Source organism: Mycobacterium sp. FW102-FHT13B02 (assembly GCF_058790275.1).
In genome coordinates this window covers 1-19,842 of record NZ_JBYTCM010000033.1, presented here as the reverse complement: position 1 = coordinate 19,842, position 19,842 = coordinate 1, and the positions used below count along the sequence as shown (strand labels likewise).

Sequence of the window (19,842 nt, the reverse complement as noted above, 5' to 3'; positions counted from 1 at the left end):
CGCTTGTCACGAGGTCGCGGCGGGAACGGTTGAGGTGGCGATCTTTCGATCGGCCGTGTACTGCTGCAGCGACGCCGCGAACTGTGGTAGGGCAAAGGTTTCGCTCTCCGCGGAGAACGCGAAGTCCATGACCTTTCCGATGGCGGCATTCATATGCATGTTCAAAGCCCGCTTCGTATCCCAAAGTGCCTGTGCTGGTTGGTCTGCCAGTCGTTCGGCCAATGCGTGTGCCTGCGTCAACAGCTCATCCGCCGGGACCACATGGTTGGCCAGGCCGAGTCTTTCGGCCTCGACGGCTCCGATGCGGTCGCCGGTCATCAGGTATTCCTTGGCCCGCAGCATGCTCATCACCAGCGGCCAGGCCAGTACGCCGCCGTCGGCCGCAACGATTCCCAGCGTCACGTGCGGGTCCGCCATGAACGTCTGATCACTGATGAACACCACATCCGACAACACCGCGAGGCTGCAACCGAGCCCGACCGCTGGGCCGTTGACGGCAGCGATCACGGGCTTGGGAAACGCCAGCATCTCGGACACGATGCGGCGGGCGTCGCCCATTGTGCGATACCTGAAGTCGGGATCGCTGGAAACCTTGACGAGATAATCCATGTCGCCGCCGGCCGAAAATGCCTTGCCCGCACCGGTCAACACCACGGCGCGAACCTCGTCGTCGTCGCGCAGGCGAGCCCACACACCGGCCAGAGCCGAGTGCAGATCCGCATTCACGGCATTCAGGCACTCGGGCCGATTCAGGGTCACCCTGCGCACCGGTCCGCTGCCCTCGACTAGCAGCACATCGGCGCTGCCCATTTTTTCCTTCACCAATTCCTCCGTCCAGTTAGACCGAGTATTGGCATTCCTTCGCACCGCGAACAGATTGAGTCCATGCCAGTAGTGGCACTGCCACCATCGCGGACGGGCGGCTGCGGTCGGGGTAGTCGAGGCACCCTGTTGCGGTGCGTCCGCAACGCTAGAGTCGCCAAATGTACAGCCGGGCGCCAAGACCGCACAGGGCCCACGCCTCTCAGCACCGCCACGGCACCACCTGCCTATCCCGCGAATACGGGCTACTAGGCGCACCCTGACCCGGAGGTCTCATGCCCGAAGCTGTCATCGTGGACGCAGTTCGCACTCCCGTCGGCAAGCGCAACGGATCGCTCGCCGACGTGCATCCGGCGGACTTGTCTGCCCACGTGCTGTGCGCACTGCAACAGCGCACCGGCATCGACCCGCTGCAGATCGATGACGTGATCTGGGGCTGTGTCAACCAAGTCGGCGACCAGGCGGCCCAGATCGGCCGCTACTCCGTGCTGGCAGCCGGCTGGCCGGAGGACATCGCGGGTATCACGCTCAACCGGGCCTGCGGTTCCAGCCAGTCGGCCGTCGACTTCGGTGCCGCTCTGGTGCGGGGCGGGCACTATGACGTCGTCGTCGCCGGCGGCGTAGAGATGATGAGCCGGGTGCCCCTCGGAGCGGGCCGTGAACTCGGCCGCCCGTTCGGACCACTCGTGCGCGAGCGCTACGCGGATGCCCTCATCAACGGGCCTTTCCCCAATGACGACTTCAATCAGGGTGTTGGTGCCGAGATGATCGCCCGCCGTTGGGCTTTCACCCGGGAGCGGCTCGACGCCTACTCAGTGCGCTCGCACGAGCGGGCGGCTGCGGCGATCAGGCAGGGTGCGTTCGACGGCCAGTTGGCGCCCGTCCCAGGTAAGCCCGAGTTCCGATCCGACGAGTGCGTGCGCCCGGACAGCACTGTGGAAACGCTGGCGACGCTGAAGCCCTCGTTCCTCGAGCATGGCGTGATCCACGCGGGCAACGCTTCTCAGATCTCCGATGGCGCCTCGGCAATGCTCATCACCACCCCCGAGAAGGCCAAAGAGCTCGGACTGACACCGATCGCCCGATACCACACCGGCACTGTGGCCGGCTCTGATCCGCTCATGATGCTGACTGGCGTCATCCCCGCCACGCAAAAGCTCCTGAGGAGGTCCGGCGTCGCGCTATCGGACATCGGTGTCTTTGAGGTCAACGAGGCGTTCGCACCGGTCCCGCTGGCCTGGCAGGCCGAATTCGACGTCAGCGACGATCTGCTCAACCCGCTCGGCGGCGCGATCGCGGTCGGTCACCCCCTGGGCGCTTCGGGCACAGTGTTGATGACTCGCATGCTCCATCACATGCGTGACAAAGGAATTCGCTTTGGTTTGCAAACGATGTGCGAGGGTGGTGGCACGGCCAACGCCACGCTTGTCGAACTGATCAGGTGATCGCGCGGTGAGCCTGGCACGCGCCCAGTTCGCGGGGAAGGTGGCGCTGGTCACCGGCGCCGGTCGAGGGGTAGGTCGGCAGGTCGCTTTGGCGTTGGCCGAAAACGGTGCCCGGGCGGTTGTGGTCAACGACTGCGAAGCCACGCGCGCCGAGGAGGTGGCCGCCGAGGTACATGCACTCGGCGCACGGGCGATGGCGGCGCCAGCCGATGTCGGGGACGTCGACGCTGTTGAGCGAATGTTCGCCGCTGCCGCCGATCTCATCGGTCCGGTGAGTATTTTGGTGAACAATGCCGGCATCCGCTCCGCGCCGGCCGAATCGCATGTGCACGCAAACTTCTTGGCGCAGAACCCGGCCGAGTGGGACTTCGTCGTGCGGGTCAACTTCGGCGGCGTTATCCATTGCACGCGAAGTGCACTGGCGCAGATGATTCCTGCCGAGCACGGAAGGATAGTCACAGTTATCTCCGACGCGGCCCGGGTGGGTGAGGCCAACGGCCTGGAGGTCTACTCGGGAGCGAAGGCGGGCGCGGCCGGCTTCACCCGCGCTGTAGCGCGGATGGCCGGCCGCTTCGGCATCACGGCCAACTGTGTGGCGTTGGGTGCCACTATGACTCCGGCAACCGAAGCGGAACTCAACGACGACTCGTTCAGCGCCAAACTGCTTTCGAAGTACATTGTGCGCAGGTTCGGCGAACCGGCCGACGCTGCCGCGGCCATTCTTTTTCTATCGTCCGAATCGGCGGGATGGATCACCGGCCAGACTCTGCCGGTCAACGGCGGCTACTCATTGACACTATAGGCGCGCGAAACCCTCAAGGATTCAACCTTTTTGAAGGCGCAGCCCGTCTCCAGGGTGGTGGCTCTGGTACTACTACCGGTTCGGTCACGACGAAAATGATTTCGGCCCCGATGATGAAGCTATGAAAATCGTCGTGAATTTCGACCTGTGTGAGTCCAATGCGTTGTGCTGCTTTACCGCGCCCGACTTGTTCGAGGTTCGCGAAGACGAACTCCTCTATGTCCTTGATGAGAACCCGCCGGAGAGTAAGCGCGCGGAGATCGCCGATGCGATCAACGCGTGCCCCAAGCGGGCGATCAGTCTCGAGGAGTGACGCAGGAACACCGCGCGGTCAGGTGTAGGCGCGGAGAAAGGCATCCACTCCATCGACCAGAATCTGGTCCACCTCGTCCCAGGCTCCCGTCAAACTCGGGTCAAGGGTGTCCAGCGCCAGGAGGACCGTCAGCGCGATGAAGTGCTCGGCCGCCCGCCGGGGCCGCTCCGCCCGAAGCACACCGTCGGCCGCGAAATCCTCGATCCGTTGCGTGAAGAGCTCTTTCGGGGCGTTCCGCATCGAGCCCGGCACCCGCCGCAGACCGGCACCACGCGTCGTCAATTGGCGGAATTGGACGTACGCCGACGACGGGAAGGTCTCAGTGACGACGCGGCGCGCAAAGGACAACAGACCAGCGCCCAGATCACAGCCCGGCGGCAGCTCTTCTTCGACCGCGGTTCTGACCGTGATGAGCACCTTTTCGGCAGCGCGTTCCACCACGGCGACGTGGATGCGCTCTTTGTCACCGAAGTGGTCGTAAACCGTCCTCTTGGACACTGCTGCACGGGCCGCGATGGCGTCCATGCTGGTCGAGTCATATCCGTCCGCCATGAAGAGGTCATGGGCAGCCTCAAGGATGGCCATTCGCTTCTTCTCCGAACGCCCTCGTCGAGGAGTTTCCCCAGCGACCGTCGTCACGCCAGCTCCCTCCTGAGATCTAAAATTCAAAACTACACTAGTCGGTGTAGTGTAGTCTGCGAGCATGGGCGACGAGGCGCAGGTCACAGATGGTTGGTCAATGATGCTTGTATCACGTCTTTCCTCGCAGGCACTGCTACTTCCGACACTGGGCCGGGCGGTTGGGTTCTCCAGTGGGCCAGCTAAGAATGCGCAATCAGCCACGTTAGCCCGCGACCTTCGATCCGCAGCCCGTTGCGAAATCAGGAGATGAACCATGCAAAGTGGCACAGCCTGGGCCGACCCGTACCGGGTCACCCGCCCCGTGGACAGGAACCTCCATTCGGAGACCTTCGCCGCGCCGGCGCACAATCGCCCTCCGACATCCGAGGATCAGGCGCGACGCCAGGCGCTGGCTGAATTCCTCCGCGCACGTCGCGAATCTCTCCAACCGGAGGATATCGGCATTCCCCGCCGTGGCCGCCGTCGCGTCAAAGGCCTTCGCCGCCACGAAGTTGCGGACACCGCAGCAGTCAGTGTCACCTGGTACACCTGGCTCGAACAAGGCCGCGACATCCACACCACACCCCAGGTCATCGAAGCGCTGGCTCGTGCGCTACGTCTCGATGACAACGGGCATAGTTATCTGCGGCGTCTTGCGGGGGTTACGCCTCGAGCCGTCAATTGCACACGCCCCGAGGTCGGCGACAGCCTGATTGCGCTCGTCGACCACCTGTTACCCAATCCGGCGCACCTGATGCTCCCGGCCACGGATCTGATCACCTGGAACCGCGCCTACGCACATCTCTTCGTCGACCCGTCTTCGCTGGACGCTGAACACCGCAATGGACTGTGGATCCAGGTCATGTGCCCCGAACTCAGAGAACGCCTCGTCGATTGGGAAACGGAAACACAGCTGGCGGCAGGCCGCTTCCGCGCCGAAGCCGCCAAGTATCCCGGCGACCCAAATTTCGCTCGCATAGTCGACGCGCTGACCGAGGAAAGCACAGACTTCCGCCGCATCTGGGAGCGCCACGAAGTTCAGGGCGTTGCGGATCACGTAGAGACCATCGACCATCCCGTAGTTGGGCGGGTGCGAGCGCGACTGGTCCAGCTGCGACCGCTGGACCACCCAAACTTGCTCCTCATGGTCCATATGCTCAATGACGAGATGTCGCGGCAACGGATCGACCAGCTCCTGGCCGGCTGATCACTAGGTCTGGCGTCGTTGCCAGCGAAGCACCACCAGGCGCCACCCGTCATTGCCAACCCCAACCTCATCGAAGCCCGCTACGACGGGCATGCCGATGCTGAGCCCCGCTCCGTCTTTGGGTCCGTCGATGAAACCGGGCACGAAGATGTCGTCCTGATCGTCGAGCTGAACGACTACCACGACGTAGGTGTCAGGCACCAGCGCTCTCGACGCATGCGTCACCGTCCACGATGCCACGGTTCCCGAACCTATTGCTGAACACCAGGTTCCACGCATGGAGCCGCAATCGTTGCACATTGCGCGAGCCGGCCAGCGCAACCGCTGGCAGTCCAGGCAACGCTGGACCAACAGTCTGCGCTCCTGCAGGGCCGCCCACCACGGTTCCGAGTCGGCGTCCGACACGGGATAGTTCAGCGCCGTCACGCGGCGCGCCTGAGAATCGCAGCACCCGTGAGACCGCTATTGATCCCCGGTTGCGCTGTCGTCAGCGCTATCTCGGCGCCGACCACCTGCCGCTCGCCGCACTCGCCACGTAGCTGCGACACCGCCTCGGCCACATGGTTTAGCCCGTGCGCGTAGCCCTCCGACAGATGCCCTCCATGGGTATTGACCGGCAGCCTTCCACCGAGACGGGTAGCACCGTCGGCGATCAATGCCGACGCCTCCCCCGGTCGACAAAACCGATATGCCTCCAGTTGGAGCGGAACCAGTGGAGTGAAAGCATCGTAGAGTTCGGCGACATCTACGTCCTCCGGCCCAATACCAGCGGCCGCATACAGCCGCGGCGCTACCGCGGCGGCGGCGGAATCGGTCAGGTTCCTGTGGTGGTTGCTCACCAATTGATTGCCGCCGCCAAATGCGGTGGCGCTGATCGTGACCGGCACCCGCCGGAGATCTCGGCTGCGCTCGCGTGACGTCACGACCAGCGCGACGGCGGCATCGGATTCCAGACAGCAGTCCAAGAGCCGAAGTGGCTCGGCGATCCAGCGAGACCCGAAATAGTCGTCCATCGACATCGGTACGCGCATCATCGCTCGGGGATTCAGTACGGCGTGGCCGCGTTGAGCAATCGCGACTCGTCCCAAATCCTCTGCGGTTACGCCGAACCGGTGCATATAGGCACGGGCGAACATGGCAAATTGCTGAGGCGCCGACACGTGTCGGTAGGGCAGCCAGTACTGCGCATCACTGGACAATCCCGTCATTGCGGCCGCCGAGGACATCCGTGGTCCCGATCGGGCATTCAACGCGCGCCAGACGACAACGCAGCGCGCTTGGCCGGTCGCGACAGCGGTGGCCGCCGCATCCAGCGGTGCGATACAGGAGCTGCCGCCGCCGAAGACATCGCGAATGAAGCGCAATTCGGACACACCGAGCGCTTGCGCGACCAATGCGGGGTCCGCCGAATCAGCAACCCGATGGCAGGCCACCCCGTCGACGTCTCTGTGGGTCAGGCCTGCGTCATCGAGCGCGGCGAGAACGGCGCGCAGTGCCAGCGTGAGCGTGGTCGCCCCGGATCGTTTCGAGTAGTCGGTGTGGCCGATTCCGACTATTGCCGACGCGTCACGCAACGGGTTGGTCATCTTCATCACGGTAACGGCACACCACACTAACAACGTGGTGTAGCTGCCACTAGCACTGCCCGCTCACGGCCCGAACATGGTGGAAACACAACCATTTTCGTTTCGGCGGCGTCTCGGTAACGTGCCTGTTCAAGGCTTCACAAGAGAACGGTTCCGCCACCGCGGAGACAGCATTTCACGGTCAGCGGCTGGCGGTCATCAGAAAGGGAACCGCATGGCGACGCAGGAACTTCGGCCGCCCAGTCAGGGGCCGCTGGTGGGTGTCCGGGTACTGGACATCGGACAGCTCGTGGCCGGGCCAATGATTGGCACACTCCTCGCCGATTGGGGTGCCGATGTCGTCAAGGTTGAACAACCCCGGATCGGTGACCCGATTCGCAAGCTGGGGTCCCATTCCGGCGCTCCGCTCTGGTGGAAAGTCAATGGCCGCGGAAAGCGTTCCATCGCGTTGGATCTTCACCTGGAGACGGACCGCGCTGTCCTGCGGCGCCTTGTCCGCTCTGCCGACATCTTCATCGAAAACTTCACCCCGGGGACGATGGAGCGATGGGGTCTGGACTACCCAAGCCTGACCGAAAGTAATCCAGGCCTGATCATGTTGCGGGTCAGCGGATTCGGACAGACCGGACCCAACCGAGCCAACCGAGCGTTCGGGCGCATCGCACAATCATTCAGTGGCTTCTCGTCCATCAACGGGTTCCCTGATCTGCCACCGGTGCACCCAGGCATTCCCGTTGGAGATTACTTCGGAGCGCTAACCGGAGTCGGTGCGGTCCTGGCCGCCTACATCGAACGCCAGAGCTCCGGTCGCGGTCAGGAAATCGATCTCGCGCTGTATGAGGCGTGCTTCCGTCTGATGGAACTGATCTCGTCGACGTACGACCAGGAAGGCAAAGTCACCCTCCGCGAGGGAACCTCGAACTCGTACGTTTCCCCGGTTGGCACGTGGCAGACCAAAGACGGCAAGTGGTTTTCATTGACCGCAAGCACCCAACCGGTCGCCGCCCGCTTGCTGACGACAATCGGCGGGCCTGAATTGGCTGACGACCCGCGGTTTGCGAACAACTCCGCGCGTGTCAGCAATCACGACCAACTCGACGAGATCCTCGAAAAGTGGGTCAGCAGTCGTACTACCGCCGAGCTCAAGACCATCTGTGACGATAACGACGTCGCCTACTGTGTCGAGTTTGACATCGCCGACATCTTCAGCGACCCGCACTATCAGGCCCGGGAAGCCATAGTGACTGTGCACGACCCAGAGTACGGCCCGATGCGCATGCCAGCGGTAGTGCCGAAGTTCGGCCGAACGCCGGGCGCGATCCGGTGGACCGGCGAAGAGCTGGATGCCAGCCACGACGAGGTGCTCTCCGATCCAGCCTGGACTCAGCAGTCATTGTGACCATCACTGCCGATTTGCTCAACGAAGAACCTGAGGCACTGAGAACCCACATCATCCTGGTCGAGGTTCGACATATCGCGTTGCCCACGGGAATTCGCAGCTTTCGTCTTCCCGATGGCCGCGACACCCCAACGGACGTCCCCGTCCTGATTCTCAGGCTCACCGACACCGACGGCGTGCACGGCTACGCCCTGCTGTGGGCTCAGCAGGCACAGCAGATTCGACTGCTCGAGGCCAGCCTGGGCCACCTCGCGCCCGACATCACCCAGTATTCGCTGAGTGAAGTTCCTCGGCTGACCCGCGCATTGCATGCGGCGACGAAATTTCTTGGTACGCAGGGAGTATTGGCTTTCGGTGTATCCGGCATCCTGATGGCGATCGAGGACCTCGTTTGCCGACGACGCGAGAAGAGCTTGAGTGCGGTGATCGGCCGGCGGCGCGATCGCGTCCGCGCCTATCAAACCGGTCTGATGCTGCACGCGTCGATCGAGGAACTGATCACCGAGGCGGACCGTATTTACCAGCGCGGGATGCGCGGGGTGAAGATGCTGGTGGGCAAGCCGACGCTCGATGAAGACGTCGACCGAGTGCAGGCCGTTCGGCAGGCATTGCCCGCGGACGCCGTACTCATGGTCGACGCCTTGCAGCGTTGGACCGTTCCTGAGGCGCTCTGCGCCAGTGAGCGCCTCGCCGAGTTTGACCTGACGTGGATCGAGGATCCGATCTCCCAAGGAGACACTGCGGGGTACCGTCGGCTGGCACGGGAATCCCCGCTCCCCATCGCTACCGGCGAAACACTATTTTCTGCAAGGGAATTCGATGAATTGCTGAGTGAGGGGATCCAGTACATCGTAGGTGAGCCCGAACGTGTGGGAGGCCTGTGCGCATGGCTCGACGTGGCCGACACGGTGTATCGAGCCGGAGCAACGATGTTGCCACACCTATATCCCCACGTCTCGGCCCAACTCGGAGCTACATTGCGGCAAGACGAGGCCTGGATCGAATACGTGCCCTGGTTCGAACCGCTTGTCGCCGAGCCACTACTCCCCGACGATGACGGGTTCATCGCTGTGAGCTCCAGTCCTGGTTCAGGTTTCACGCCCGCGCCCGGTGGCATCGACGCGTTGGCCCGCGGATCGTGGCGCCGACTCAACGACTGACGGTGTCGACTCGGGCATCTACGCACACGGCACGCTCGGGTCAGCGTCGTCACCGGCCGTGGTACTGGCCGGGACGTCGCTGCATCACCGCCGCCACCGCCTCGCCCACATCGTCAGTCGTCGCCAAAATGGCGACATGTGAGGACGCCAGATCCAGCGCTGTCCGGAGTTCAATACTGGCCGACTGCTTGGCCAGCCGCTTGATCATCCGCACGCTCGCGGGGGGATTCGCCGCAATCGCTCTCGCGATACGGATCGTCTCCTCCAACACGCGGCCCTCGGGAACCACCCGATTCACCAGACCGATTCGCAAGGCTTCTTCGGCGTCAACGAATTCGCCGGTCAGAAGCAGTTCGAGGGCTTTCGAAATCCCCACTAACCGCGGCAGGTAGTAGGCGCCGCCGTTGCCCGGTGCCAGGCCCAGCGTGACATAACCTTCTGAGACACGGGCGGTCGCCGACATGATCCGCATATCGCACATCAGCGCCATGTCAAGTCCCGCGCCGACAGCCACCCCGTTGATCGCAGCCAGGACCGGCTTGTCCAGCTCGTCCATCGTCACTGCGATCCGCTGAATACAGTCCTTGAGGTCGTTCTTGCGTTCCAGCGGCGTGTGTTGATCGGTCAGCCAAGAGAGGTCCACGCCCGCACAGAACGCACGGTCGCCAGCCCCGGTGACGACCACCGCGCGTACGGCATCGTCGGCCATACACACCCGCAAGATGCCTTCCCATTGCCGAAGCATATTCAGGGTGAATGCATTTCGCGCATCGGGGCGATTGAGCACAATCGTGCACACGCCGTCTTCCACCGATGACAGCACAGTGTCCATGGTCACTCTCCTAGTTCTGGCGAAGCACCGATCAGCCAATCCCAAACATCTGTTGCGGCCGACAGAGAACGGCCGACTCGGTGCGCGTGATGAGCGGCGGTGCCGAACTCGCCGGCCCAGCTTTGTGCTCGTGTGGTAGCAAGCCACAGGGGATGCTCGATACTCACCCCGATAGCACCGTGCAATTGATGAGCTGTGGCGCAGACGGCGTTGACCACCGGCCCGAGCGCGGCCTTCGCCACCGACACCGCATAATCCGTCTGCGGGTCGGCGAAACCATGCCCGGCGGCTGCGGCCACTGCCAGGGTCGCCACCGCACGGCCACGCTCGATCTCACCGGCCATCGCGGCCAGCGACTGTTGCACCGCCTGGAACCGGCTGAGCGGCTGGCCGAACTGAACGCGCTCGCGGCAATGGCTCGCCGACAACTCGGCTGCCATGTCGAGTGCACCGATAATCTGCACGCACCGGGCCCACGCACCGCGGCGCATCAGCTCCCCGTAGAGCTCGGTGCCGACCGGAAGTAGGGAACCAACAGGCACGTCAAAGTGCACCCGTCCGCGAGGCTCACCGGCGAGGTTGAGCCCGTCCTCGATCGTCTGCGCGGAAATGTCGACCGCACCGACCCGGACCTCGTTCGGCGTACGCACCATCAACACCGTTGCCGCAGCTGCGCTGACCCACGGTACGTCGGCAGCTACCCCGGTGATACCGCCATCGTGGACCTCGCCCCTGCCGACGGCGACGGTGAGAGGTCCATTCTCGGGGAGGGCGAGACCCACCTCATTGGCCAGCCAGCCGGCCAGCAGGTCCGTCTCGGCTAGCGCCACCGCGGTGCCGTGACGAGCGAGGCCGTACAGCACCAGCGCTGCCTCCGCAGGGCCGGCGTCTTGACCCCCGCAGCTGGTCAGCCTCGCCAATCCGGTCGTCTCCAGATGCGACCAGAGCGTGCCGTCGTGGCTCTGCGGTCGGCGGCGCGCGGTGGTGGCAGCTTCGAAAGATCGCCGGCCGAGCTCTGATACCAGTTCACGAAGGTCCGCCCACTCATCGTCCTCAACGCGCGGTTGTAGGACACCACCCGCCAGTACAGTTTCCGCGCCGATCATCGCAAACCCATCCCTCGTGCCACCACACCGCGGAGTACTTCATTGGTGCCGCCGCGCAACGTGAACAACGGCCGGTGCAACCTGGCGGTCTGCAGCTGCCACGCCAACTCGTCGGGCACTTCACTGCCGAACGCCGAGTCCAGCAACTCGGCAACCAGGTCGACCGACTCCTGTTCGAACCGCGTACCCAGGTCTTTGACCAACGCGGCTTCACTGGCCGCCGCGCGCCCGGCGAGCAACGCCCGAGCCACCGAAATCGACTGCTGCCGCAGGGAGATCAGCCGTGCGGCCAGATAACCGATCTGCGCCAGGGATGTTGGGTCAGCACTTCCGAGGTCGGCCAGTGCGCGAATCGCTGCGGTGATCAGCGGGACCGTGGTGAGGATCCGCTCTGGGCCGCTGCGTTCAAAGGACAGCTCTGCGGTGACTTGGTGCCATCCATTGCCCACCTCCCCGAGCACGTCTGCGTCCCTGATCACGACGTCCTCAAAGATCACCTCGTTGAAATGGTGCTCCCCGGACATCAACTCGATGGGGCTGATGGTCACCCCCGGTGCGTCACAGGCGACCATGAATTGGCTGAAACCGGCATGCCGACGGCCAGGGTCGACAGGGCTGGTGCGAGCCAGGACAACAATTTGGTGCGCATGGTGGGCACCACTGCTCCACACCTTCGATCCGTTGAGGACCCAGGCTCGGCCGCTTCGGGTCGCCTTGGTGACAGCCGCTGCGAGGTCGGATCCCGCTCCGTGCTCGCTCATTCCGATGGACGAATAAAACTGTCCCGCAGCAATTTTCGGAAGCAGCCGACTGCGTTGATCCTCGGTGCCGAATTCCAGCAGCGCAGGTGCAACCTGACGGTCGGCTATCCAGTGCGCAGCCACAGGCGCACCGTGAGCCAGCAGTTCTTCGGTTACGACGTAGCGGTGCAGGTGACCCTTTCCGCTGCCGCCATAGTGCGGCGGAATGGTCAAGCCCAAAAATCCGGCCGCACCCAGCCGCGCGCTGAATCCCTCATCCCAGCATGACAGCCAAGAATCCACGGCAGGCTGCCAGCCATAGCGGTCGCGGTCCGCGCGTAGGAATTCGCGAATGGCACCGCGTTGATCGGCGAGTTCGGGCTCATTGGCGCAGAGCACCGCGAAATGGTCGGGGCAGGGATCCACTCCATTTCCATTTCCCGAAGCGGAAGTCGACCAGCTCATTTGGCGGGTAGCGGGCCGATGAGTCCCCGCGGTGCCGCATTCCACAGCCAGCTGACCGCCTGCCCGATCTCGGTGACATCGAGGCGCTTGCCGTCTCGCGCCGCGTAGTGCCGCGGCGCTTCGCTGTAACCGTCGATTCGGATGAGCTTGTCGCCGTCGATCCGCAGGATCTGTCCGGTCAGCCACGATGCCTGCGGGGATTGCAGCCAAGCCGTCACCGCCGACGCGCACGCAGAATCGAGCGCGGGATCCGCGGCGCGATCCCCGCCGAAGAATTCAGCACTCATCCGGGTCACCGCCAGCGGCGAGATCCCATTGACGGCCACACCATAGCGACGCATCTCCATTGCGGTGACGACCGTCAGATTAGCGATGGCCGCTTTGGCGGCGCTGTAAGCGCTTTGCCCGATGTTCCCCCACAATCCTGCGCCGGACACCGTGTTGACCACGTGTGCATCGACGTGGTGACCGGCTTTGGCCCGACTCCGCCAGAAATCACAGGCGTGCTTGGTCACCGCGAAGGTGCCTTTGAGGTGGACCGCGATCACGGCATCCCAGGCTGCTTCGGTTGCGCCGGTGATCATTTCGTCCCGCAGGATGCCGGCGTTGTTCACCACGCCCGTGAGGGTGTCGTACGTGGACACCGCGGTGCGGATCATGTCCCGGGCATCGTCCCAGTTGGCTACCGAGCCGGTATGAGCAATCGCCTCACCGCCCGCTGCCTTGATTTCCGAGACGACGTCTGCGGCCGGGCCGCCCGCACCCCCGCTCCCGTCGCGATCGACCCCAGGGTCGTTCACGATCACCGCGGCGCCTTGCGCCGCCAACTCCAGGCAGTGCGCGCGGCCCAGGCCACGCCCACCTCCCGTTACCAATACCACGTGATTGTCGAGTAAGCCCATCAGCGTTATCTCTCTCGTCAGGCGCCGAACAATTCGGCGATGAGTTTGCGGCGTTGAGACCAGTCAGCGGCCCGAAGATCGGCATGGCCGGACTCGGTCACGATCAGATCGATGTCGCTGGCCGGTGTCGATGTCGGTCGGCTGAGCCGCTCGACCAGGGGTGACCGCCCGCCGACTGTGGACGGTGTGGCAATGATCGACAGCCCTCGTCTGTGCATGCGCGCGGCCGCGCAGAAGTCTGGGTGCCCGCCGATCCCGCCGATGATCTTCTCTTGGCGGCCTTCAACGTTCACCTGCCCGTAGGGGTCGATCTCGATGGCGGTATTGATCGCGACGAAAGCCGCACCGTGGGACAGCCTGGTGAGGTCATGGGTGTAGTCGACGCCGCGCAGGATGCTGCGACCTCTGGCCCACTCATAGAGCACGTCAGTGCCGACCAGATAGGTGGCGGAGGCCTCCCCGCACATCAGCCCGCGGCGGTCGAGATCCACTACGGCGTCGGTGAGAAGACCGGTGTCCACCGTCAGTTGTACCGTCGCCTGTCGCAGTAACGCCGTCCCCAATTGTCCTGGGCCATACTGGATTCGGGCAGCCTCCGGAACGAAACGAAGCACCCGGTCGGCGAGCTGTTCGTGGATCGCCTCGGGTTCACGGTGGTAATGAGCCGGTCCGCTGCTGCTGCGACCGATGATCCGAACTTGGTCATCGTTGATAGGCGGCTCCGCGCACGCGAATGGGGTGTTGTCGTCGACTACCGCAAAGACGGGGATGCCTGCGTTGACGATGCTCTGCTGATACGACACTTCGCTGCCGAAATAGAGCCGGCCCGCGTGTTCGACGAGCCGCGTGACGAGAATATCCGGGCGCAGCAAGCCCCCCAGCAAGGCCGGCCACGCCGACAGCCGCGCAGGCACGAACCGTGCTCGGTCACTGCGCATGGCCTCTCGCGCTGCACCACCCGGCATCAGCACGATGACTTCGGCGAACGCATCCGGATCCAGTCCGTCAGCGGGCTGGGGCAGCCACCCGAGCACAAGGCGGATCGCCCCCACCTCCGCGGCAGCCGCACTGAGCGCGGCGCAGACGGCGACCCCGTCTGACAGGCACCCGACAACACCGGCTCCATCGCCCAGAGCTACGGTCATCCCGGGTCGTAGCACCGCAACGAACGTGTCCTGCACCGTAGCGTCGGTCACCGAGGTTCCTTCGGAAGGCCAAGCACTCGCTCCCCCAGGATGTTTCGCTGGATTTCGCTGGTTCCGCCCAAGATCGTCTGCGCACGACCGACCAGCATGTGGGCGACCATTCCATCGTTGGCCGGATCGGCGCACGCATCGATTCCCAGAACGTCGGTCGCCAAGTCTGAGAGGTCACGATCGGTTTCGGAGGCCATCAGCTTGAGTACGGAGAACGCAGGCGACACCGGGTCCCCGGCCTCGACCGCTCGCTGCCAGGTATAACGCAACAACCACATTCGTGCCCACAGACGGGTCATCGATCGTTGCAGAACGGGGTCGAGCAGACCCCGCTCGGCAGCTGCCGCGACCAGCTCGCGATGACGCCGGAACATCGCCACAGCGTGAGTACCCAGCGTCAGGCGCTCCCGCCCCAACATCGCCAGGGCCAGCTCCCATCCCTGTCCGACATCACCGACCAGCGCGCCGGGATCGAGTTCGACGCCGTCGAAAAACACTTCGTTGAACTTGGATTCGCCGTCGATCTGGCGCAGCGGCCGCACCGTGATTCCAGCAGCGTCCATCGGAACGATGAACATCGAGAGCCCTCGGTGTTTATCGGCGCCCGTGCGCGCCAACAAAATGCCGAAATCTGCAGCCGCGGCTCCCGAACTCCACACCTTCTGCCCGTCGATACGCCATCCGGACGGTGTCTCAGCGGCACGCGTACGCAACGACGCGAGGTCTGAACCGGCGTCCGGCTCGGAAAATAGTTGGCACCAAACGTGTTCGCCAGTACGGATCGCCTCAAGATGAGCAGACTTCTGGGCGGCCGATCCATACCTGATCAGAACTGGACCGACCAGATCGGGTCCAAAAATACTGAATTGGCGCGGCACCCCCGCATGGGCGCATTCCTCGGCAAAGGTTGCCTGAAAAAGCACTGTCGCGGCAGCGCCGCCGAACTCGGCCGGCCAGTGCAAGCAGGTGTAGCCATGGTCGGCGAGATACCGATGCCATTGCAGGCCCGGTTCGACGTCGGCGGCCGTCGGTGTCGGCCCGTAATCGCGCAGCCCCGGCGGCTTGGGCGCTTGATCGAGGAATGCGCGAATCGCGGCCCGCTCCTCGCTGAAATCTGTCGTCGTCACATTGCCACCGGACTACAGGTTTTCACGTCGGCCGACGTCGTTTGGCCCGTCTCGAACAGGCCCGCCCGGACCGCCATATCTTTCCAATGCGCACCAGGAAGTCCGAAGAGAACCTCGTCCGTGCGGGCGCGGCGGACGTAGAGGCCGGCCGGGTGCTCCCACGTGAAGCCGATGCCGCCGTGAATCTGCACGTTGGCATGTGAGGCTGCGCGGAGAGCCTCGGAGCACACCGCTTTGGCCATACTCACCTGCCAGCGCGACTCGGCGTCGTCGCCACCGTCGACAGACTCCAGCGCGGCCATCGACGCCGATCGCGCCATCTCCAGGTCGATGAGCATGTCCGCACACCGATGCTTTACCGCTTGGAAGGAACCAATGAACCTGTCGAACTGTTTGCGGGTGCGCGCATACTCCGCGGCCATCTCGACCACGCGTTCACACGTGCCTACCTGTTCAGCAGAAAGCACAGCAGCAGTACGTCGAAGGCTGCGGTCCAGCAGCAGTTGCGCACTGGTATCTGGCATCAGCCGTTGCGCCGACGCGTCATCGAGCGTCACCGTCGCCATGGGCCGGGTGCCATCGAGGATGCCTTCAGCCAACGTCTGAACCCCCGCGTCGTCACTATCGGCAACGAAGATCGCAGGATGCGAATCCACATGCGCGATCACCACAAGGTAATCAGCTGCAGCGCCGTTGAGCACATGCCGGACCGACCCCCGCAGGGCCCAAGCGTCGCCATTACGGCTTGCCTTCACACAAGCAGTATCGCCACCGATAAAGCTAGGGTTGGGCGCCGCGACCACCGCGGCGGTGCGGTTCCCTTCCATTAAGTCGCCCAACAGATCTGGCGGCGCTCCTGCGGCCACCAGGAGGTCGGTAGCCCATACCGCCGAGGCGAGGAATGGGACCGGGGCCAGCACTCGGCCCAACTCGTGGGCCACAACGGCTTGTGCCGAAGCACCATATCCAGCACCGCCAAGGCTTTCGGGAACCGCCATGGCTGCCACGCCAACCTGGCCACACAGCAAGCGCCACAACTCCTGGTCGAAACCACTTTCAGCACTTAGGTTTTCATACGCGACGTGACGTAGCCGGTGCTCAGGCACCAACCGCTCGCACGCGCCTCGCACGGCTTCGGCAAGTGCCGTCCGCACATCAGCGGGAAGCATTGTCATTAAAGGCCTTTCACGCCAGGCTTACGAACGCCAGCTCGGTTCCTGCTCGCCATGGTCGCTTCATTTTTACCGACTGTCCTCGGCGCATCCAGTGTTCATCCAGGTACGAACAGCACCACTACGCCTGCTAGGCCACGATGGGCCGGCTCAAAACACGCACTCCCGGAGCTACATTCGAGATCTGCGTTGCAGCGTCAGTCAGTAGGTCACAGAGTCTTTCGCGGGCGCGCACCGACCGGCTCGACGGATACACGGCGCCGAGCGCCGCCAAATCATCAGAACCGCCCAATGCTGTAGCCATCGACGAGATGCCATACATGTATTCCTGATCGCAGACCACGACAGCGCTCTTGGTCGCTTCGCGGCGCAGCCTGCGGAGAGTGACTCGCGTCTGAGATGTGAACATTTGCATTGGATTCCGCTCCAGATATGCGTCCAGCTCGACCGGCGTCATCCGTAGGAGAATGCTCTTGCCGATCGCTGTTGCGTGGCCCGGAATCGAAGCCCCCGGGCAGCAGTCGATCTGCGGCGTAGACGGATGGTCCACCAGTGCCCGCACGACAATATTTGCAGGCTCGGCTACACCGATGAGAATACTTGCTTTGGTCACCGTCGACAGTTCAGACATCACTTCACGAATCAAGCGGTGACTGCGCGCTCGCCGTTCCAACTGAGTGACCGAAAGCATCTGCCGACCCAAGTCGTATCTGCCGTCAGCGAGACGGCGCACGTATCCTTCATGAACCAGCGTGCGCAGCAGATGATATGCGGTTGGCAACACGATGCCGGTTTGCGCGCTGATCGATTTTGCTGTCAAAGGGCCCTGCGCAGTGACGACTTCGATAACGTGCAGACCTCGCTGGAGACTTTGGATCAGGGTCGGCGTTGGTGCTGTCATCGCGTCAGCACCTGCCCGACGTCGACCAGCGCGTGGGGTTGCTGACTGGCACGCTTCTTTCCACACCCAGCCGCTCCCCGAGCACATAGGACCCATCGTCGAGGCGGATGAGGTAGCCGTCATGCACCAATGTCCTGAGCAAGTGATAGGCAGTAGGTAGTGCCAATCCCAGCGATCGGGCCACCGACTTGGCGTGCAGTGGTCCTTGTGCCGCAACGACATTGATGATCTGCAGCCCCCGCTGCAACGAACGAACTAGCGATGTATCGGGGCCAGCCACGGCTCCTCCTCGAACTCCGAAGGCGCATAGTGAATGTTACTTACATTTGCCAGGACTCTAAGTAACGGCAACGACCGCGTACAAGGGGCAGGTAGTTGCTAGCACTACAGCTACCAGTCAAGATGGTCACGATAATCAGCCACGACCGCCCGGCTTCCCTGGCGGGCGGAATAGCGGCTTCAGTACCGCCATCGTCGCCGACGCGGTGATGATCGCCCCGTGGGCGGCCGCCAGGCGGCCGCTTCGCGCCTCCGATGTCCTATAGCGCCATCGGTGTTGCCTCCGCTGTGTATCCCCGCGGGAGTTGGTTGGCGCGGATGACATCGTCCGCCCCGCCTGGTCCGATCGATTGGTGATGCTGGAAAAGCCGCCGATCGAGTTGTCATCGGTAAATGAGTCAACACTCAGGTCGGAGTGGGGTCAGGGAACAATCCGGGCCACACGGTCGTCGTTGCTACTGTCCGACCAACGTGATCACTCAACCGATAGAGCGCGAGCCCACGCCGAACTCATCAATCCAGCGATGAAGTGGAACCCCAGCCAACATTATCGATGATTCGTTCGGGTCTGGCGGGAAAATCTTCGGGCCCATTACAAGCGCGCGAACCGCATGCCCCGCCCTCTCGGCGGCCACTGAAACGGCGTTGTCAGTTGCCGGGAAGTTTCCGATGCTCAAAAACACACCGTAACCGTGTGCGATTGCCCCCGCGGCGACGATGATATGACGTGCGGCGCTATCGCTTATGCCAGGGATCTGATAGGTAGGCAACACAAATGCTTCCGCCACGGGGCGCGTGGCTTCGCGCATGCGCGGATTGTCTCCCATATGGACTTCTTTGCTGAATACGATTTCGAACAAGGCCGGATGCTCAGCCGCGAAAAGCACGTAGCCATTCACGGCACGGGCCAGTCGGTCGAGGGGATCCGGATACGAGGTGCTTTCGGACGTCACACGTGCGGCGAGTACGCCGATCGCCTTGATCGCAATCTCTACCATCAGATCATTGCGGTCGCTGAAATGCCGATAGGGCGCTCCCGGGCTCACATTCAACCTACGGCACGCCTCCGCAACCGAAAATGCCCCCGCTCCGGACTGATCGATGATTTCGATCGCGACGTCCACAAGGGCACGGCGCAGATCCCCATGATGATAGGCCCGACTCATTGCACCCGACCGAGCAAACGCAACATCGTCCAATTTTAGTGACCGTTTCTCAGTCAATCAACAGCTTTGACGTGATCACAAACTCCACATTTTGCTCACAGCGACCCAAATTCCGACTACGCCAAGGCAGCCGACATATCTAAACGGCAGATTGGATCTCAAACCCGGGCCACGACTATATCGACATTCAGCGCCAACCTCGCCACGATGCCAACAGGGTAGTGACGACACCACGCCCGACACTTCTCAACGCCTGCCATTTCCAAGAGAGTTGTCTCACGTGTGCCGACCTGTCACGCCTCGCCCCCTGGAGAAGGAGCTCCGACATGACTGAGCAAGTAGCCACGCGGCCACCCGCGATCGACTTCGACCACCACAACCAGGAGCTCGCTCCCCGGATCCACGATGTGTACAGGGACCTTCGCGGTGAAAACCCCCTGCAATGGAGCGACCACCACGGCGGCTTCTGGATCGCGACAGGCTACGGGCCCATCCAGGACATTGCGCAGGCACCCTCACGATTCGGCTAAGTCCCCTGGGGTGGTGGGAATTCGGGGACGGGGCTGAGGTGGGCGGAGATGTTCAGGCCGTGTCGGTGCCG

The 19,842-nt window shown here is 63.3% G+C and carries 21 protein-coding genes and 1 pseudogene; 7 read left to right on the top strand and 15 right to left on the bottom strand.

Translation table 11 applies throughout. The features are described from left to right. Positions 1-6 precede the first annotated feature (6 nt). Positions 7-822: an enoyl-CoA hydratase/isomerase family protein gene (locus AC3WTE_RS30735; RefSeq protein WP_492443254.1), complete on the bottom strand. Its 816-nt coding sequence runs from the start codon at positions 820-822 to the stop codon at positions 7-9. A 275-nt stretch (positions 823-1,097) separates the two neighbouring features. On the opposite strand from AC3WTE_RS30735, the gene AC3WTE_RS30730 reads away from it, so the two are divergent. From AC3WTE_RS30730 to AC3WTE_RS30720, 3 genes are all read left to right on the top strand, one after another. Next, positions 1,098-2,267 carry a thiolase family protein gene (locus AC3WTE_RS30730; RefSeq protein ID WP_492443253.1) on the top strand — a complete coding sequence of 390 codons (1,170 nt, stop codon included), beginning with the start codon at positions 1,098-1,100 and terminating at the stop codon, positions 2,265-2,267. A 40-nt stretch (positions 2,268-2,307) separates the two neighbouring features. Then, entirely contained in the window at positions 2,308-3,069 is a 762-nt protein-coding gene (locus AC3WTE_RS30725; protein ID WP_492443252.1) for an SDR family NAD(P)-dependent oxidoreductase, read from the top strand. A 121-nt stretch (positions 3,070-3,190) separates the two neighbouring features. Further along, positions 3,191-3,382, top strand: coding sequence for a ferredoxin (locus AC3WTE_RS30720; RefSeq protein ID WP_492443250.1), 192 nt, complete (start codon positions 3,191-3,193; stop codon positions 3,380-3,382). Between the two features lie 18 nt (positions 3,383-3,400). On the opposite strand, the gene AC3WTE_RS30715 is transcribed toward AC3WTE_RS30720, so the two are convergent. Beyond that, the gene (locus AC3WTE_RS30715; RefSeq protein ID WP_492443249.1) at positions 3,401-3,967 is read right to left on the bottom strand and encodes a TetR/AcrR family transcriptional regulator; all 567 of its coding nucleotides are present in this window, start codon (positions 3,965-3,967) and stop codon (positions 3,401-3,403) included. A gap of 310 nt (positions 3,968-4,277) precedes the next feature. Between AC3WTE_RS30715 and AC3WTE_RS30710 the strand changes: the two genes are divergently transcribed. After that, positions 4,278-5,210 (top strand): helix-turn-helix transcriptional regulator, encoded by a 933-nt coding sequence (locus AC3WTE_RS30710; RefSeq protein WP_492443247.1) that lies wholly within the window; start codon positions 4,278-4,280, stop codon positions 5,208-5,210. Between the two features lie 3 nt (positions 5,211-5,213). Here the strand turns inward: AC3WTE_RS30710 and AC3WTE_RS30705 are convergent, their stop codons facing one another. The 3 genes and pseudogenes from AC3WTE_RS30705 to AC3WTE_RS30695 form a co-directional block, all read right to left on the bottom strand. Next, the gene (locus AC3WTE_RS30705; RefSeq protein WP_492443286.1) at positions 5,214-5,450 is read right to left on the bottom strand and encodes an OB-fold domain-containing protein; all 237 of its coding nucleotides are present in this window, start codon (positions 5,448-5,450) and stop codon (positions 5,214-5,216) included. Positions 5,451-5,501: 51 nt separating this feature from the next. Then, positions 5,502-5,615, bottom strand: a pseudogene (locus AC3WTE_RS30700) (zinc ribbon domain-containing protein); the annotation flags it as partial. A gap of 17 nt (positions 5,616-5,632) precedes the next feature. Beyond that, positions 5,633-6,604: a thiolase C-terminal domain-containing protein gene (locus AC3WTE_RS30695; protein ID WP_492443245.1), complete on the bottom strand. Its 972-nt coding sequence runs from the start codon at positions 6,602-6,604 to the stop codon at positions 5,633-5,635. 268 nt (positions 6,605-6,872) lie between these two features. Between AC3WTE_RS30695 and AC3WTE_RS30690 the strand changes: the two genes are divergently transcribed. Both AC3WTE_RS30690 and AC3WTE_RS30685 read left to right on the top strand, forming a co-directional pair. After that, a complete protein-coding gene (locus AC3WTE_RS30690) occupies positions 6,873-8,195 on the top strand; it encodes a CaiB/BaiF CoA transferase family protein (RefSeq protein ID WP_492443243.1) in 1,323 nt (440 codons plus the stop codon). After that, positions 8,192-9,355, top strand: coding sequence for a mandelate racemase/muconate lactonizing enzyme family protein (locus AC3WTE_RS30685; protein ID WP_492443241.1), 1,164 nt, complete (start codon positions 8,192-8,194; stop codon positions 9,353-9,355). The genes AC3WTE_RS30690 and AC3WTE_RS30685 overlap by 4 nt, the downstream gene beginning before the upstream one ends. Before the next feature lie 49 nt (positions 9,356-9,404). On the opposite strand, the gene AC3WTE_RS30680 is transcribed toward AC3WTE_RS30685, so the two are convergent. The 10 genes from AC3WTE_RS30680 to AC3WTE_RS30635 form a co-directional block, all read right to left on the bottom strand. Further along, positions 9,405-10,187 (bottom strand): enoyl-CoA hydratase/isomerase family protein, encoded by a 783-nt coding sequence (locus AC3WTE_RS30680; RefSeq protein WP_492443239.1) that lies wholly within the window; start codon positions 10,185-10,187, stop codon positions 9,405-9,407. A 2-nt stretch (positions 10,188-10,189) separates the two neighbouring features. Continuing rightward, positions 10,190-11,293 carry an acyl-CoA dehydrogenase family protein gene (locus AC3WTE_RS30675; protein WP_492443237.1) on the bottom strand — a complete coding sequence of 368 codons (1,104 nt, stop codon included), beginning with the start codon at positions 11,291-11,293 and terminating at the stop codon, positions 10,190-10,192. Then, entirely contained in the window at positions 11,290-12,459 is a 1,170-nt protein-coding gene (locus tag AC3WTE_RS30670) for an acyl-CoA dehydrogenase family protein (protein ID WP_492443236.1), read from the bottom strand. The genes AC3WTE_RS30675 and AC3WTE_RS30670 overlap by 4 nt, the downstream gene beginning before the upstream one ends. 35 nt (positions 12,460-12,494) lie before the next feature. Further along, positions 12,495-13,400, bottom strand: coding sequence for an SDR family NAD(P)-dependent oxidoreductase (locus AC3WTE_RS30665; RefSeq protein WP_492443234.1), 906 nt, complete (start codon positions 13,398-13,400; stop codon positions 12,495-12,497). 17 nt (positions 13,401-13,417) lie between these two features. Continuing rightward, positions 13,418-14,545, bottom strand: a complete 1,128-nt coding sequence (locus AC3WTE_RS30660; protein WP_492443284.1) for an acetyl-CoA hydrolase/transferase C-terminal domain-containing protein — start codon at positions 14,543-14,545, stop codon at positions 13,418-13,420. Between the two features lie 47 nt (positions 14,546-14,592). After that, on the bottom strand, positions 14,593-15,723 hold the full coding sequence (locus AC3WTE_RS30655) for an acyl-CoA dehydrogenase family protein (RefSeq protein ID WP_492443232.1): 1,131 nt from the start codon (positions 15,721-15,723) through the stop codon (positions 14,593-14,595). Beyond that, positions 15,720-16,892 carry an acyl-CoA dehydrogenase family protein gene (locus AC3WTE_RS30650; RefSeq protein WP_492443231.1) on the bottom strand — a complete coding sequence of 391 codons (1,173 nt, stop codon included), beginning with the start codon at positions 16,890-16,892 and terminating at the stop codon, positions 15,720-15,722. The genes AC3WTE_RS30655 and AC3WTE_RS30650 overlap by 4 nt, the downstream gene beginning before the upstream one ends. A gap of 133 nt (positions 16,893-17,025) precedes the next feature. Continuing rightward, a complete protein-coding gene (locus AC3WTE_RS30645) occupies positions 17,026-17,796 on the bottom strand; it encodes an IclR family transcriptional regulator (RefSeq protein WP_492443229.1) in 771 nt (256 codons plus the stop codon). Between the two features lie 4 nt (positions 17,797-17,800). Continuing rightward, positions 17,801-18,076 (bottom strand): helix-turn-helix domain-containing protein, encoded by a 276-nt coding sequence (locus AC3WTE_RS30640; protein WP_492443227.1) that lies wholly within the window; start codon positions 18,074-18,076, stop codon positions 17,801-17,803. Between the two features lie 478 nt (positions 18,077-18,554). Next, positions 18,555-19,199, bottom strand: a complete 645-nt coding sequence (locus AC3WTE_RS30635) for a TetR/AcrR family transcriptional regulator (RefSeq protein WP_492443225.1) — start codon at positions 19,197-19,199, stop codon at positions 18,555-18,557. Between the two features lie 368 nt (positions 19,200-19,567). On the opposite strand from AC3WTE_RS30635, the gene AC3WTE_RS30630 reads away from it, so the two are divergent. Continuing rightward, positions 19,568-19,771: a hypothetical protein gene (locus AC3WTE_RS30630; protein ID WP_492443224.1), complete on the top strand. Its 204-nt coding sequence runs from the start codon at positions 19,568-19,570 to the stop codon at positions 19,769-19,771. The last annotated feature ends 71 nt before the right edge of the window (positions 19,772-19,842 follow it).

What these genes read in the sequence shown, in the direction of transcription:
- AC3WTE_RS30710 (WP_492443247.1), top strand. Translation starts at nt 4,278, where the DNA reads ATGCAAAGTGGCACAGCCTGGGCCGACCCGTACCGGGTCACCCGCCCC.
- AC3WTE_RS30645 (WP_492443229.1), bottom strand. Translation starts at nt 17,796, where the DNA reads ATGACAGCACCAACGCCGACCCTGATCCAAAGTCTCCAGCGAGGTCTG.
- AC3WTE_RS30630 (WP_492443224.1), top strand. Translation starts at nt 19,568, where the DNA reads ATGACTGAGCAAGTAGCCACGCGGCCACCCGCGATCGACTTCGACCAC.
- AC3WTE_RS30675 (WP_492443237.1), bottom strand. Translation starts at nt 11,293, where the DNA reads ATGATCGGCGCGGAAACTGTACTGGCGGGTGGTGTCCTACAACCGCGC.
- AC3WTE_RS30720 (WP_492443250.1), top strand. Translation starts at nt 3,191, where the DNA reads ATGAAAATCGTCGTGAATTTCGACCTGTGTGAGTCCAATGCGTTGTGC.
- AC3WTE_RS30660 (WP_492443284.1), bottom strand. Translation starts at nt 14,545, where the DNA reads ATGACCGTAGCTCTGGGCGATGGAGCCGGTGTTGTCGGGTGCCTGTCA.
- AC3WTE_RS30715 (WP_492443249.1), bottom strand. Translation starts at nt 3,967, where the DNA reads ATGGCCATCCTTGAGGCTGCCCATGACCTCTTCATGGCGGACGGATAT.
- AC3WTE_RS30665 (WP_492443234.1), bottom strand. Translation starts at nt 13,400, where the DNA reads ATGGGCTTACTCGACAATCACGTGGTATTGGTAACGGGAGGTGGGCGT.
- AC3WTE_RS30650 (WP_492443231.1), bottom strand. Translation starts at nt 16,892, where the DNA reads ATGCTTCCCGCTGATGTGCGGACGGCACTTGCCGAAGCCGTGCGAGGC.
- AC3WTE_RS30680 (WP_492443239.1), bottom strand. Translation starts at nt 10,187, where the DNA reads ATGGACACTGTGCTGTCATCGGTGGAAGACGGCGTGTGCACGATTGTG.
- AC3WTE_RS30690 (WP_492443243.1), top strand. Translation starts at nt 6,873, where the DNA reads ATGGTGGAAACACAACCATTTTCGTTTCGGCGGCGTCTCGGTAACGTG.
- AC3WTE_RS30730 (WP_492443253.1), top strand. Translation starts at nt 1,098, where the DNA reads ATGCCCGAAGCTGTCATCGTGGACGCAGTTCGCACTCCCGTCGGCAAG.